Genomic DNA, 14970 nt, shown 5'->3' on the forward strand with positions numbered 1-14970 from the left:
GCCGACCAACGGTCGGTCGGGCACCGTCGGGCCCGCACCCGGCCGGCGCGGCGTCAGGGGGTCGCCGCGCCGGCCCTTCGCCGTGCGACGGTGCCGAGCTCACGGTGGCCACGAACCCTGTGTGATGCATCTCTCACCCCTGGCGACCACGCTGGTCACCAGGGGTGAGCGCCAGGGGCGGCCGAACACGGGCTCATCCGGCGTCCCGCGCGGTCGAATACGACTTAGACATTGATGGCGATCAAGCTGACCCGTGCGGCAGAATTCGGACCACGCGAACACGCTCCGACGTTATCGCCCACCGCGACCATGCTCGACCGATCAGCGCGCGACAGCTGCGTGCCGGCTCCGGCAGGGGCCACCGCCACCTGGATGCGCGCACTCCCGACGTGCCGGACGCCTGCTCCCGACGTCACGAACCGCCCCATCAGGCAGACGGCCCCCGACAATCGGAGACCTGGATGCCTGCCGCCCCCGTTCGCCCTGCCGTCGACAAAGCCTTCCCCTATCTCATCGGCTGCTTCTTCTTTTCGCTGGGCGCGTATTTCTTCATCGTCTCGCACCTCGGCACGGATCCGCTCGACACGTTCGCGCTCGGCCTGCTGCGCCACGTACCCGGGACGATCGGTATCGCCCAGGCCGCCGTCGCGGTCACCTGCGTGTCCATCGTCGCCGTGTGGACCCGTCGCCGACCGGTGCTCTCCCCCATGCTGACGTTCTTCCTCTGCGGCAGCGCCATCGACGGGCTGCTGATCCTCGACCCGGTCCGCCTCGCCCCGGCACCCGCGGCGACGTTGCTCGCCGCCGGCACCGCATGCTGTGCGTACGGTTCGGCGCTGATCATCATGAGCGGGTTCGGCATCCGGGCGATGGACCTTCTCGCGATCGCCATGGTGCAGCGCTGGCGGTGGCCGTTCTGGCTGGCCAAGGGCGCACTCGAACTGACCCTGCTCGCAACCGGGTGGCTGATGGGCGGGCCGGCCGGAGTGGGGACGCTCTGCTTTCTGATCGGCGTCGACCTGCTGATCCAGCCACTGATGTGGCTCAATGCCACAGTCTTCCGGGTGCGGAACCTGGGTCTGCCACCGCACCCGGCGCCGGCCGGCAGCGGCCCCACGTGACGGGCGGGGTGGTGACACCCTGAGTGCAGCGAGGCCCGCCACCCACCGTAAAGCATCCTAGGACATCGTCTGCCCGCGTCGCGAGCTGGAACGTCGACCGTCCCGCTGCTCAGTCGTCTGCCGGGTATCCGGTGCTCGGGTCGACGGTGTCCAGGAAGTCACGGATGTTCTTGGTGTGCTCGTCAGCCGACAGGTCCGCCGTCGGGCCCACGCCGAAGCCGTAGCCAGGGTTCGGCCCGCTGAGCCAGGCGTAGTCGGTGCCGCCGAGACCGTTCGAGCGGAGAACGAAGGTCTCCCCGTCGACCTCGAGCGTGCGGGACGTGGCGTCGGTCGCCCCGTCGGTTACGGGGCGCAGACCGGGCACGGCCCCGGGGTCCGCCGCCGGATCGCCGTCGTCGGAGTAGATCTCCTTCACGTAACCATCATCGTGGGTCGACCGGCCCGGCGCGCGCATCCGGCGCGGACCGGACTGCACGTCGAAGGTGGATCAGATCGACGGGCCCATCCGACAGCCTTCGACCCGGCGTGCCACCCGCATGCGCAGTGACGGACACCGGGTCGAAGGCTCACGACGTCAGACGCAGAAGCGCGCACCGTTGGTGTGGTAGTTGAGCGTGCCGAAGTCCGATGACAGCCACGCCTGCACGCACGCCGTGCTCTGCGAGTTCGCCAGCCGAATATACGGTGACCAGGCACTTGTTCCACCGGCGCCCGTTAACAGATTGGGGTCGTACGCGCTCGCCCCGCGGCCCTCCGATTCGACGACCTGTTCCACGGTCACCGGGTTCGAGTACATTCCGCCGTACAGGACGACCCGCGACCAGTTTCCGTGGCAGGACCACGACCAACGCAGCTGAAGTTCCCCGATCGCCTTGCCCGCGAGAGGGCCCCGCGAACCGTGGATGGGCACGGTGGCGACGGTGCTGGTCTGCGAGCAACCGGTGGGGCTGCCGTCACCACCGGAGTCCGTCGCCTGCGCCGGAGCCGCGCCCGTGAGAATGATCGTGCCGGCGGCCAGGATCGCGGTGACAGCCGCAAGCAGGGCTCTGCCGAATCGACGGGGTCGTTGCACCGTGGACGTTGTACTCATCGGGCTTCTCCTCACCGAATATGATCCGCGCCGCAGCGGCGGATCGTGGGATGTCCGAGGCGACGCCACCATGCGAGCGAGTTGCCGCCGGCGGTACGTCCCGGACACCCCGAACTGCACCCGTTCAGTCGTCCATCCACCAGGGAGATGGAGGAATGGATCGCGATTACGCCACACTGGTCAGGCGGTGGCGAATCCGTCGCGGGCGGGGGTGTGGTGAAGCAGGAGTCGGATCGGCAGGACCGGGGCGACTCGGTTGACCGTTTCGTGGGTGACCTACGCAGGCTGCGCGACGACCGTGAGGTGCCGCCGACATGGGACGCGATGGTCCACCGCGCCAGAATGAACGGTGTACGGGTCAGTAAGAGCACCCTGCACAAGGTCGCGAAACTCGAAGCGCTGCCCTCCGAGTTGGCGGTACGCGGCTACCTGACCGCCCTCGGCGTCGACCACGCGGAAATCGAACGGTGGGTGGCTCGTCGTACGGCGCTGGTCACGCCACCCGGCGAGCAGAACGCTGCGGAGTTCACCAGTCGACCACCTGGACAACCTCGATGGCGATGGTGGGCAGCGGTCGCGGTCACACTGCTGATCACCAATGTCGTGACCGGGTTCGTCGTACACCGTGTCTCGACGCCTGAGCCGGTCACCGCACCGACAACGAAGCCGACCTCCGCATCGGCAGCGACCGGTGACAACCCGCTGGACACGCCGTGCCTGGACGACGCGAAGGTCGCGACGAGCACGAACAAGAACCCGGAGTTCCTGCTGGAGATCGTGTTCTCGGTCAGGTGTCGGGCCGCGTGGGCCCGAATCACCCGAGCAGACGACAGCCCGCTGGGCAACCACGTCGAGGTCGCCATCTACCGCAGGTCCGACCCGCACGGGGATACCCGCCAGGAAGCCGTGGAACCCGATGTGAAGTCGGCCTTCACCACCCTGATCGTCCGCGCCGACCCCACCGACCGGCTCTGCGCGATCGGAGCCGTCGTCACTCGTGACGACCGCTCCGCCGCCGCAGAACCGATCTGTGTCTGACGTCGACGGCCGCCGAACCGCCGCTCGTCCACCCGGTGATGATCTGATGTCCGGGTCCCGGCCAGGGGTGGCGGCGAGAAGGGCGCGGCCACCGCGCGACAACGGTGGTTGTCGCGCGGTGACCGCGGGGACGGGTGCGGAATCAGGCAGCGATGGTCTGCAGGTAGGCGGTCCCTCCGCAGGACAGTGTGCTGAGGTTCTTGAACCACATCGCGAGCTGACGCTGAGAGGATCCGTCACTGTTGATGCGCTGGATGTAGACCAGGCGCGTGACCTCGAACTGGCAGTAGGTGGGGAAGCTGCCCTGGGGCGACGGACCGACCACGTAGGCCGAGGTGACGGGATTGGCGTTGTTCCACGTCGTGGACCAGGTGCTGCCGGGGCCCACGGTCGCCATGGAGAACTGCGAGCCGATGGTCGTGGAGCCGAGCCGGATGTCGGCCTGGCAGGTGATGCTCCCTACGTTCTTGGCCTCCACCCAGATCTGCCGCAGCGAGCTGCCCGGCTGCACGGTCCAGATGCGCGACACCTGGAACTGACAGGCCGCCGAACCCGTGGCGCCGCTCGGGTTCAGAGCGGGCACCCAGATGGTGTTCCAGGGGACGTTCCACAGGCTCGTCTGGGTGCCACCCGGGCTGACGCCGCCGGTCGAGCCGAGGAACGTACTGGTCACCGCCGTGAGTTGCACCGTCGCACCACAGGCGATCGAGCCGACGTTCTTGAGGGTGAACTGGTACTGCCGCTCCCCACTGGGCAGTTGGACGTACCGGCTGTTGATCGTCTCGAACTGGCACGTGGCCGAGGTGGTCGCGCCGACCGGGTTGTAGCCGACCACGTAGGCGGCGTCGGCCGGGGCGTTGGTCCAGGTCCAGCCCTGTGTGCCGCCGGCGGCGAGGGTGCCGGTGAACCACGTCGCGGCGATGCCGATCCCGCCCTTCGCGGCGTGGCTCAGCCCGCCCGACGCGGCTGCGGCGGCCCGTGCGTCGCGCAGTGACGACTGCGCTGGCTGCGACGACTGCGACGAATCGTCGGCCTGCGCGACCCCGACCGACGCGACGACCATGCTGAGTGTCGTCACCGCGAGGAGAGCCGCGCGGATTCTTCGTCTCATTGAAGCTCCTTTACCCCATGTTCCGGACCGTCCGCCCGGCTCCATCAGGCTGCGCGGCCCGGCTTGCCATCGGCTAGCCATCCGATAGCCGCCCTGAAGGCGACACATAGAATCAAGTTCGATACATCAATGTGGGGGCTGGATGACATGGCGCTTGCTCGGCCCGGTCGAGGCCGTGGTGCGGGGCGGGCGAGTGCCGCTGGGACGCCCCCAACAACGCGCTGTGCTGGCGTTTCTGTTGCTCAATGCCAACGTGGTGGTGTCGGCGGAGCAGCTGACCGAGGCGCTGTGGGGAGGAGCTCTCCCCACCCGCGCACGAGCACAGGTCCAGGTCTGTGTCTCCCGGTTGCGACAACTGACCCGTGCGGCCGGGATACCCGAGACGATCTATTCCGATTCTGGCGGATACCGCCTTGAGTTGGCCGGCGACGACCTGGACGTGGTGGTCTTCTCCGGGCTGACCGAAGCTGCCCGTCGGTATGCCGACTCCGGCGAGCACGAGCGGGCCACCATCCTGTTGCGGCAGGCGTTGGCGCTGTGGCGTGGCCCGGCACTCGCCGGTGCGTCCGGCGCTTTCGTGCCGGCCGCCGCCGCCGCCCTGCACGACAAGCGGCTTGCCGCGTCCGAGGACCTGTTCGACGCCGAGTTCGCACTCGGTCGACACGCCGCCGTGGTGGCGCCGTTGCGCGAGCTGGTCACCGGGAACCCGTGGCACGAGGGCCTCGCCGTGCGGCTGATGACGGCACTGGCCGGATCGGGACACCGGGCCGAGGCGCTGCGGGTGTTCGAGCGGATCCGCCGCCTCCTCGCCGACGAGCTGGGCATCGAGCCGGGAGCGCTGCTCGCGGAGGCCCACGTACGGGTGCTGCGGCAACAGTTTCCGCCGAACAGACCCGCACCACCGGTCCGGGAACCCGGATCCGCTCCGCGTCCCGCCCAACTGCCCGCCGGCCTGTCCACCTTCACCGGTCGCGGCGACGCCCTCGCCGCGATGGACACGATGCTGGACCAGGCCCGGGAAAGCGGCGCCCTGGCGGTCGTCGCGATCATCGGGACGGCCGGGGTGGGCAAGACGGCGCTGGCGGTCCGGTGGGCGCACCAGGTACGGCCACTCTTCGGCGACGGGCAGCTCTTCCTGGACCTGCGCGGTTACTCGCCCGGCGCGGCGACAGCACCGCTGGACGCGGTGTCGCGCTGCCTTCGCGCGCTCGGCGTGCCGCCCGCCCGGGTGCCGGACGACGTCGACGAGGCGACGGATCTCTACCGCAGCGTGCTCGCCGACCGGCGGATGCTGATCCTGCTGGACAACGCCCGCGACACCGCGCACGTACGGCCGCTGTTGCCCGGCGGCGCCGGCTGCCTGGTGATCGTGACCAGCCGTGATCGCCTCGGTGGGCTGGCCGCCCGGCACGACGCGCAGCGGCTGTCGTTGGACGTGCTCGCGCCGCAGGAGGCCACCGAACTGTTGACCCGCGTCATCGGCGCGGAACGGGTCGTCGAGCAGCGGGACGCTCTCGCGGAACTGGCCCGTGACTGCGCACACCTGCCGCTGGCCCTGCGCATCGCCGCAGCAGACCTGCACGCCCGCCCGCACGAGATGGTCAGCGGGTACCTGGCGCGGCTTCGCGCGGGCGATCCGCTGACCGTGCTGACCGTCCGTGACGACGAGCAGGTCGCGGTGCGTTCGGCGTTCGCCGTTTCCTACCGGACTCTGCCACCGCGACTCCAGCGGCTCTTCCGGCTGTTCGGCCTGGTGCCCGGCTGCGACGTGACAGCGGAGTCGGCCGCCGCGATGCTGCGGTGCGATACCGGCGAGGCGGCGGACATGCTCGCCCGGATCGCCGACGCGCACTTGGCGCAGGAGCGCACGCCGGGCCACTTCGGCACCCACGACCTGCTCGGCCGGTACGTGACCGAGCTGGCGGCGGTCGAGGACAACCGGGACAGACTCGTCGACCTGCTGTCCTGGTACCTCTTCAGCGTGTACGCCGCAGCCGACCGGCTGTATCCACAGGTGTTGCGCGTACCCACGCAGCTACCCGCGCCCGCCGGTCCACCGATGCGATTCGCCGCCCATGTCGACGCTCTCGCCTGGCTCGACGCGCACCGGCACAACCTCGTCGCCGTGACACGCCATGCCGCGCACCAGGAACTGCACACCTTCGCCTGGTCGCTGGCGGACGCGCTACGCGGCTACCTGTGGCTGGGGATGCACACCACGCAATGGTCCGAGGTCGCGAGGATCGGTCTTTCCGCGGCCCGGGCCGACCGGCACGAGCAGGCCGAGGCGGCGGCCCGGCTGAGTCTCGCCGCCCTGCACTGGCGGCTGGAACGGTTCCCCGAGGCCATCGACGACTACCAGCTGGCGCTGCTCGCCGCGAACCGTTCAGGGTGGCGCGACGGCGAGGCGGCCGCGCTGGGCAACCTGGGCCCGGTCTTCCGGATGACCGGCCAGCCGGGTGAAGCCCTACGGGTCATGGAGCGGGCGCTGGAGTTCAACCGGCGCAACGGCCGGACCGCAGGCGTCGCCGTCAACCACAACAACCTCGGACTGGTCTGCGCCGACCTCGGACGGCTCCGCGAGGCCGCAGACCATCACCACGCGGCGCTCACCCTGGCACACCAGGGTGGGGCGACCTCCAGCCGGGCCCTCATCCTGAGCAACCTGGGCGTCGTCTACCACCTTCTCGGCCGGTCCGACGATGCACTACGGACACTGACCGAGGCGCTGGAACTCCATGAGCAGACGGGCAGCCGGGGCCGTGCCACCACCCTGTGTGCGCTGGCTCGGGTCCACTGCGACCGTGGCGACCATCCGCACGCGGCCAGCCTCGCCCGGCAGGCACTCGACATGGCGCGCGCACCGGTCGAGCCCCGGGTCGAAGCGCTCGCTCTCCACATCCTGGGCGTCGTCGAGCGGAAACCCGGCACCCTGTTGGATGCCCTGCGAACTGCGCGCACCACCGCGGATCGGTACATCGAGGCCGACATCACCGTCAGCCTCGCCGAAATCGACGAGCCTGCGGCACCCTCCTGGTGCCATGCGGCGCTGTCCATCACGCGGCAGTGCGGCTATCTGCTGCTCGAAGGCCGGGCGCTCGCCGCCCGCGCCGCAGCCGAGTACTCGGCCGGTGACGTGGTCGCCGCCCGGCGCAGCGCCGGGCTGGCGGCCCAGTCGCACACCCTGACCGGCCACCAGCCGGGCACCGAACGAATCGAGAAGCTACTCGCCCTTCTCGCGTCGGAGTCCCTGCCCGGGCACCGCACGCAGGCCACCCGTCAAGCGCCAGCGACCCCACCACGAGGAAGCAGGCCGGCACCAGTGCACAACAAGCATGACTATGACTACGACAAGTGACGGCACCACGAGCGGAGCGGTCCCGGCATGCGCGGTGTCGCCACCGGCGTGGTCGGCGGTGCCGCGCTCAGTCCCCGCCAGTGGCTGCGGGGGCGGGGACCGTGCTCCGGTACGCCATGGCCAGCCGAACGAAGCCTTCCTCAAGCGTCACCTGCGGTGACCAGCCCAGTGCCTCTCGGGTTCGGCGTTGGTCGAACCAGTGGGCGGTGGACAACTGCTCGGCCAGGAACCGGGTCATGGGCGGTTCCTCGGTGCGCCGAAGCGCCGACCACAGCCGCTCCACCACGGCGCCGCCGGCCTTTGCCACGGCCACCGGCACCCGAAGCCTCGGTGACGCCGTACCGGCGGCGACGCAGATCCGGTCGACGAGCTCGTGCACCGTCCGCGGCTCACCGTTCGTCACGACAAAGGCCTGTCCGTGTACGCCGACCTCGGGGGCCCGGTCGATCGCGGCGACGAGGGCGTCGGCGGCGTTACTGACGTACGTCGTGTCGATCAGGGCGGTTCCCCGGCCGACCAGTGCCAGCCGGTTGCCCCGGGCCCGCTCGACGATCCGACCCACCAACTGGGTGTCGCCCGGCCCCCAGACCAGGTGGGGGCGGATCGCCACCACGGCGAAGTCGGGCGAGTCGGCGGCCAGCGCGAGCAACTCCGCCGAAGCCTTGCTCCGGGCGTAGTGGCCCCGGGCACGGTCCGGGTCGGCGGCACCGGCGCCGACGCCGGCCAGGCCGGTGCCGTGGTGGGCCACCGACGGCGAGGACACGTGCACGAATCGCGTCACGCCGGCTGCCCGGGCGGCGGCGAGCAGGGTGGCCGTACCACCGATGTTGGTGTGCGCGAAGTGTTGCCACGGCCCGGTCATCGACACCTTCGCGGCCAGATGGACCACGGCGTCGACTCCTTCGGTGGCCGCGCGTACCGCTTCCGGATCGGTGATGTCGCCGCGGTGCTCGTCGACCCCGACCAGGCCGGTGGGCCGACGCTGCAGGACGCGGACGTGGTCGCCGCGCATCCGCGCAGCCGCGGCGGTGGCGCCGCCGAGCATGCCGCTGGCACCGGTGACGAGGATCTTCACGGGCGGCGCAACCCCCCGCCGGCGAGCACTCGTTCCGCCCAGTGCCGCAGCCGGGTACGGTCGATCTTCGAGTTGTGGCGGATGTCCGTGGGCAGGGCCGGGACCACCAACACGGCCGCGACCGGTGTCGCGGCTGCGGCGCGTACCGCGGCGGCCAGGTCACGGCTGGCCATTCGGGCACGGCGGCTCCCGGGCAGGGTTTCCGCGATGACCACGACCTTTGCCACCCCGGGCGGTCCCACACCGACCACTGCGGCCCGCGCGATCTGCGGCAACGACTCGATTCGCTGTTCGGTCCCGACCGGAGTGAGCACGCCGTCGGACGTGACCAGGACGTGGGCAAGCCGACCCTGCACCCACAGTCGGCCGTCGGAATCCAGGTAGCCTACGTCGCCCGTGCGGTGCCATCCGGGATTGCGGGAGCTGTCCCGCTCGGTCAGCCAGAGCCCGTCGTATCGGTCCTTGACATGCGCGGCCCTGACCAGGATCTCGCCGGTGCGCCCAGGAGCGCAACCGGGTTGCTCGGCAGGCGTGCCGGTCGTGTCCAGGGCCGCGATCGCCACCTGGACACCGGGCAACGGCCGGCCGACGCAGACACCGTCGCCCGGCCCGGCGTCGACGATCTCGTCGAGGGTGACGTCGGTGACCGGGAGAACCTCGGTCATTCCGTAGGGGGTGTGCGGCTGCGCCTTGGGCATCAGCACCCGCGTCTGGGTGAGCAGTGCGGCGGGCACCGGCGCGCCCGCGCTGAGCAGCAATGTCACCCCCTGCAACGCGGCGCGGTGACGATCGTCCAACACGTCGCCGGTGTCGACCACGTTGCGTAGCGCGGCCGGTGACGCGAACACCGCCGAGCCGTCGACCGCCGCTGTCGCCTCGGCGAGAGCGGTGGCGGTCAACGTCCCTGGTGCGGTGACCCTCATGTCCGGGATCGCCGAAGGGGCACCGAGAGCCGGCCCGAACAGTGCGAACGGCGCGAAAGCCGCCACGATCCCGGCGTCGGTGTCCACCCCGAGATCGAACAGCGCGTCACGCATCGCGGCGAGTTGGCGATGGGTGTAGACCACACCCTTCGCCGGCCCGGTGGAACCGGAGGTGAACAGCACGGCCGCGTCGTCGTCCGGTTGTGGGGGGGCCGGAAGTTCCCGGACGTCGGCGCCGAGGCGGGCAAGCCCACCCAGGGTCAACGCCCCCAACGCGGCGGCGCCCGGCCCGGCTCCGATACGCCGTCCGGGCCAGCCCATGGCCCGCGCGACGGCGAGGCCCCGGCCGACGGCGACCAGGTGCGCGGGGTCCGCGCTGCGCAGGGCCCGACTCATGCCGGCCAGTCCCAGACCCGGATCGACCACCACGATCACCGCACCGATGCGAAGACACGCGTAGACGGCGGCGGTCAGGTCGGCGCCGGGCGGTACGAGTAGTGCCACCCGATCACCGCGGCGCACTCCGGAGGCCGACAACCCGGCCCCGATCTCCCGGATCCGCTGCCACAACAGGGACCAGCTGACCTGCCGGCCGTTGTTCGCCAGCTCCACCAGGGCGACCGACCGGTCCTCGGCGCGCTCTGCCAACGCCGCCCACAGCGGACGCCATGGCACCGCCGGTGCCGGTGCAGATGCCGGAGTCGGGTCGGCGGGCCGGCGGTCCAGTTCAACCAGCCACCGAGCCACCGCACCGGCGACATCAGCATCCTCGGGGAGCAGGTGACCGGCGCCTTCGAACCGGTGCAACCGCGCATGCGGCAGCCGGTTCCGCAGGTCCCGGAGATGCACGTCGCCGAAGACCGGGTCACGCGGCCCCCACAACAGCAGTGTCGGGATCTCCGCCAGCGTGTGCAGACCCTGTGCGACGTCTTGCAGCGCCTGCCAGCTCGAATGGTCTGATCCGAGCGGGATGTCCGCGACGAAGCCGCCGATCGCCGCCCGCCGGTCCGCCCCACGGTACGGAGCGAGGTAGCCCTCTCGCACCGGCTCCGGCAGCCACGGGTTCGCCAGGGCGAGGGTGGCCTGCAGGAACGTCGGGGTCCGCACGGTCACCGCCGGCAACACGCCGGGCAGCCGGGCCAGGCGGATCAGCGTGGGCGCCGGCGACCCACTCGGCTGGTGCACCGCGGTGTTGGTCAACACGACACCACGTAGCTGATCACGGTGCCGCAGTGCCCAACCCAACGAGATGGACCCGCCCCAGTCGTGCCCGACCGTGACCACCGGCCCGGTCAGTCCCAGCGCGTCGGTGACCGTGGTGAGGTCGTCGATCCGCTGCGCCAGCCCACGTACGGTGCCGGTGCGCTCGGAGAACCCCATGTCCAGGTGGTCCACGGCGACCACCCGCCACGGCGGTGCGTCAACCCGCCCGAACCGGGCCAACAGGTGTCGCCACAGGTACGACCAGGTCGGATTGCCGTGCACGCACAGGATGGTCCCCACGGGTCGGACCGGACCGGCCGCGTCCTCGGCAGCGGTGTCCAGCACATGCCAGGTGCGCTGCACGCCCTGACTGTCTGCCGCGGTGACCCACCGGGACCAGGCACTATCCAGTCCCGACAGCCCGAGCGGCGACACGGTGTCTCGATTGCTCACCACACGATCTCCAGGGCACACGTGTTCAGGCCGGAGCCGACCCCCATACACAGCACCCGGTCACCTGAGTTGAGCGATCCGGCGTGGTGAGCCAGGGTCAGCGGCAGCGACGCCGGGCCGACGTTTCCCCACAACGGGAACGTCTCGGGAACCTTCCGAGGGTCGAGGCCGAGCCGGCTGACGACGCCGTGCGTGTGCGCCGCCGAGACCTGGTGCATGACGTAGAGGTCCATGTTCTGCCAGTCCCACGCCCCGGCGCGCGCCCAGGCCGCCGCCGCGAGGTCCACCCCCGCGTCGAGCAGACCCTTCGCGTCGGTACGCATCCGCGTGCTGTCCCCGACACACAGCGTGTGGTGTTGCGTGGCCGCCCGACTCACCCCGCCGACCAGGCGGTGCCCCTCCTGGTGGGCGTCGGCGGCGGCCAGCACCATCGCGGCGGCGCCTGACCCGAGGGTCAACGTGGCGAACTGCTCCCGGACGTCGTCGCGGGTGGAGTCGGACCGGCGTAACCGCTCGATCGTCGCCTGTTGCGCCTCGCGGGCACTCTCGCCCGCCACGATCAGCGCGTACCGGATCTGTCCGGCGTCGATCATGTTGGCAGCGACCTGGATCCCGTTGACGAACCCGAGGCAGGCATTGGCGATGTCGAAGTTCAAGGCCGACGGCGGCAGGTCCAGGGCGTGGTGGATCGCCACCGCCGTCGATGGCTCCAGATGCGCTCGAGACACGGACGTGTTGATCAACAGGCCGACGTCATGCGCGTCGACACCCGCCTCCGACAGCGCCTTCGCCCCGGCAGTCGCCGCCGCGTCGGCAAACCCGAAACCCTCCGGCCACCAGCGCCGCTCCTGGACGCCGGCGATCCGCTGAAGCATCCGTGGGCGCAGCCTCAGCCGCCGGAAGGTCTCGCTCAGCTGCTCGTCGAACTGATCAGAGGTGACGACGACCGGAGCTTCCACAGCCGCCACCGACATTATCGCCGTGTTCGTGTAGCGATACTCAGCGTTGCCCCGCGTCATCCATCCTCCGCCCGTCGCCCACCTTGAGAGCTCGAAGCTATCCGCCCGGTTCCACCAATCACCAACGGCCGATCGGTATCGCGGTGAACGTCACCCACCGGACCACACGCATCCAGGACACCGGTTCGGTCTGCCGGCGGACTAGGTGATTCCACGGCTGCTGCGCTACGTCGCCGTGCGGACCGTCCGACCAATCGCGAAGTCGACTCTGGACGGCGTCTCCATCGTCAGCGAGACCCCGGACACAGCGCGGATCCATGCCCTCACGTCACAGCCTGCCGAGACAATTTAGCGACACCCTGTCGCAATCTTGACGACAGGGTGTCGCATAAGGGACATTTTGGGCATCAGCAGCTGATCGCCGATTACACCGGTATGGGTGCCGCAACCGCCCGCGAACTTGCCCGGCGGGGCCGTCACCCAGGCGCTCCCGCCCGCGCTCCTGCACGGCGGAGGTCGCGTGATCGACATCAGCTCGATCGGCGGCAATGCCCACCTACGGGGCGTACGCCGGTGCGGCAGCCCGCTGGTCCAGCCACGCCAGGATCGTCCCGGTCGTCTCCTGCGGTTTCTCCTGTTGGATCCAGTGACCGCAGTCCAGACCGACCACGTCCACGTTCGGCACGAATGCCGTCAACCTCTCCGCCCTGGCGACCGGGTCACGGTCGCCGTAGATCATGAGGGTGGGCTGTCGGATGATCGGGTCCGCAGCTGCCAGCAGCCGCCAGTTGCGGTCCAGGTTCCGGTACCAGTTGATTCCGCCCGTGAACCCTGCCGACTCGAAGGCGGAGACGAAGACGGCCAGCTCGTCGTCGCTCATGACGGGCTCACCGGGCGGGGTTTCCGCCCTGGCGAGGTTGATCAGGGCGTTGCCCGGCTGGGGCTCTGCGGGGGGCACGTTCTTCCGGTACAGGTTCCGCAGGAACCGGAACGGGTTCTCCTCGAACACGGCGTCCGCGACGCCCGGCTGCCGGTTGAAGTGCACGAAGTAGAAGTCGGGGCCGAGCACGGCCTCCATAGCCTCGATCCACGGCACCTCTCCGCGCTCCTGGTAGGGCACGCTCAGCGCCACCACGCCGTTGACCCGGTGCGGGTGCAGCAGGGTCAGGCCCCAGACGACGAATGCGCCCCAGTCGTGGCCGACGAAGGTGGCGTCGGCGTAGCCGTAGTGATCGAGGAGGGCGACGAGGTCACCGGACAGCTGGGCGATGTCGTAGTCCGTCACGTCGGCGGGACGGGACGAGTTGCCGTAGCCCCGTTGGTTGGGGACGATCACGTGGTAGCCCGCCGCTGCCAGGGCCGGCACCTGATGACGCCAGGAGAAGGCGTGCTCCGGCCAGCCGTGACAGAGCACGATGGGACTACCTGCGTTGTGCCGGCCGGCTTCGAAGACTTCGAGTTCCACACCGTTGACCGCGATGCGGGTGGGCTCGGGAAAATCGGTTGTCATGCCGGCATCATGCCGACCGAAACCGGTCACCTCCTGACCGGTTTCCGTGGCAGTGTCGTCCGGGTGCGAGCCGACCGGTTGGTGGCCATCCTCCTCCTGCTGCAACAGCGCGAACAGGTGACCGCGGCGGAGGTCGCCCGGGAGCTGGAGATCTCCGAGCGCACCGCCCGCCGCGACCTCGACGCCCTGGGCATGGCCGGCGTACCGGTGTATTCCGTGCAGGGCCGGGGCGGCGGCTGGCGCCTGGTGGGCGGCGCCCGCACCGACCTGTCCGGGTTGACCGCGGGTGAGGCCCGCGCCCTGTTCCTGGTCGCCGGCCCGGCCTCGGCGGTCACGCCGACGGTGAAGGCGGCGCTGCGCAAACTCGCCCACGCCCTGCCGGAGCCGTTCCGGGCGCAGGCCGAAGCGGCGTCGTCGTCACTCGTCATGGACCCGCAACGGTGGGGGTCGAGCCCGGTCGAGGCCCGACCGCCGCGTTTCCTCGGCGAACTCCAGGACGCGGTGATCCGCGGCGTCCAGGTCCGGCTCGGCTACGTCGACCGGGAACGCACCGGCACCGAGCGGACCGTCCACCCGCTGGGCATCGTCGCCAAGGGTCCGTCGTGGTACCTCGTCGCCACCACCGGGACCGGCCGGCGGACCTTCCGGATCGACCGCGTGTCCTCCGTCGCCCCGACCACCGATCCCGTGCACCGACCCGAGGACTTCGACCTCGCCGAGAGCTGGCGCGAGATCGCCGACGAGGTCGAGCGCCGGCGGACACCGGTCGAGGCCCACGCGACGTGCACGCCCCACGCGGTAGGCGTGCTCCGGATGGGGTTCGGCGCTCGACTCGACGTGGGAGGCTCCACCACCGACGGCCGTATCGAGGTCGTGATCCGCGGCAACGACGAGAGGATCCTCGCCGGCGAGCTTGCCGGGCTGGTCGACTACCTCGAGGTGACCGGCCCGCCGGGGGTGCGGGACCAGCTGGCCGCGATCGGCACCGTGCTCGTCGAGCGGTACGGCTCGCAGCGGCACGCGCCTCGGACGCCACGGCGATGAGCAACGTCGTCGACGGTGCTCCACGGTCAAGGCGACGCCGAATTTTGCATAGCCATTGAACTAATCCGGGTGCTGGACGTAGGGT

General features: G+C 70.4%; 11 protein-coding genes. 4 read left to right on the forward strand and 7 right to left on the reverse strand.

From position 1 onward, the window contains the following. Nucleotides 1–461: 461 nt before the first annotated feature. Nucleotides 462–1121 (forward strand): hypothetical protein, encoded by a 660-nt coding sequence (locus AB0C22_RS25505; RefSeq protein ID WP_219463352.1) that lies wholly within the window; start codon nt 462–464, stop codon nt 1119–1121. Nucleotides 1122–1230: 109 nt separating this feature from the next. Here AB0C22_RS25505 and AB0C22_RS25510 read toward each other — a convergent pair whose 3' ends face one another. Beyond that, entirely contained in the window at nt 1231–1536 is a 306-nt protein-coding gene (locus AB0C22_RS25510; protein WP_357537443.1) for a hypothetical protein, read from the reverse strand. A gap of 159 nt (nt 1537–1695) precedes the next feature. Continuing rightward, nucleotides 1696–2211: a hypothetical protein gene (locus AB0C22_RS25515; RefSeq protein ID WP_357537445.1), complete on the reverse strand. Its 516-nt coding sequence runs from the start codon at nt 2209–2211 to the stop codon at nt 1696–1698. Between the two features lie 81 nt (nt 2212–2292). Between AB0C22_RS25515 and AB0C22_RS25520 the strand changes: the two genes are divergently transcribed. Next, nucleotides 2293–3249, forward strand: coding sequence for a DUF2690 domain-containing protein (locus AB0C22_RS25520; protein WP_357537447.1), 957 nt, complete (start codon nt 2293–2295; stop codon nt 3247–3249). A gap of 142 nt (nt 3250–3391) precedes the next feature. Here AB0C22_RS25520 and AB0C22_RS25525 read toward each other — a convergent pair whose 3' ends face one another. Further along, nucleotides 3392–4327: a hypothetical protein gene (locus tag AB0C22_RS25525; protein WP_357537449.1), complete on the reverse strand. Its 936-nt coding sequence runs from the start codon at nt 4325–4327 to the stop codon at nt 3392–3394. A 175-nt stretch (nt 4328–4502) separates the two neighbouring features. Here AB0C22_RS25525 and AB0C22_RS25530 point away from each other — a divergent pair, with 175 nt between their 5' ends. Then, nucleotides 4503–7718 carry a BTAD domain-containing putative transcriptional regulator gene (locus tag AB0C22_RS25530; RefSeq protein ID WP_357537451.1) on the forward strand — a complete coding sequence of 1072 codons (3216 nt, stop codon included), beginning with the start codon at nt 4503–4505 and terminating at the stop codon, nt 7716–7718. A gap of 67 nt (nt 7719–7785) precedes the next feature. On the opposite strand, the gene AB0C22_RS25535 is transcribed toward AB0C22_RS25530, so the two are convergent. The 4 genes from AB0C22_RS25535 to AB0C22_RS25550 all read right to left on the reverse strand — a co-directional run bounded on the left by AB0C22_RS25535 (nt 7786) and on the right by AB0C22_RS25550 (nt 13841). Beyond that, a complete protein-coding gene (locus tag AB0C22_RS25535) occupies nt 7786–8793 on the reverse strand; it encodes an NAD-dependent epimerase/dehydratase family protein (protein ID WP_357537453.1) in 1008 nt (335 codons plus the stop codon). Further along, nucleotides 8790–11372, reverse strand: a complete 2583-nt coding sequence (locus AB0C22_RS25540; RefSeq protein ID WP_357537455.1) for an alpha/beta fold hydrolase — start codon at nt 11370–11372, stop codon at nt 8790–8792. Before AB0C22_RS25540 ends, AB0C22_RS25535 begins: the two co-directional genes overlap by 4 nt. Further along, entirely contained in the window at nt 11369–12391 is a 1023-nt protein-coding gene (locus AB0C22_RS25545; RefSeq protein WP_357537457.1) for a 3-oxoacyl-ACP synthase III, read from the reverse strand. The genes AB0C22_RS25540 and AB0C22_RS25545 overlap by 4 nt, the downstream gene beginning before the upstream one ends. A 496-nt stretch (nt 12392–12887) precedes the next feature. Next, complete coding sequence (locus AB0C22_RS25550) at nt 12888–13841, reverse strand: alpha/beta hydrolase (protein ID WP_255597643.1); 954 nt, start codon at nt 13839–13841, stop codon at nt 12888–12890. Nucleotides 13842–13850: 9 nt separating this feature from the next. On the opposite strand from AB0C22_RS25550, the gene AB0C22_RS25555 reads away from it, so the two are divergent. Continuing rightward, the gene (locus AB0C22_RS25555) at nt 13851–14885 is read left to right on the forward strand and encodes a WYL domain-containing protein (protein ID WP_357537460.1); all 1035 of its coding nucleotides are present in this window, start codon (nt 13851–13853) and stop codon (nt 14883–14885) included. Nucleotides 14886–14970 lie beyond the last annotated feature (85 nt).

The organism is Micromonospora sp. NPDC048894, from assembly GCF_040649765.1.
Classification (GTDB): domain Bacteria; phylum Actinomycetota; class Actinomycetes; order Mycobacteriales; family Micromonosporaceae; genus Micromonospora; species Micromonospora antibiotica.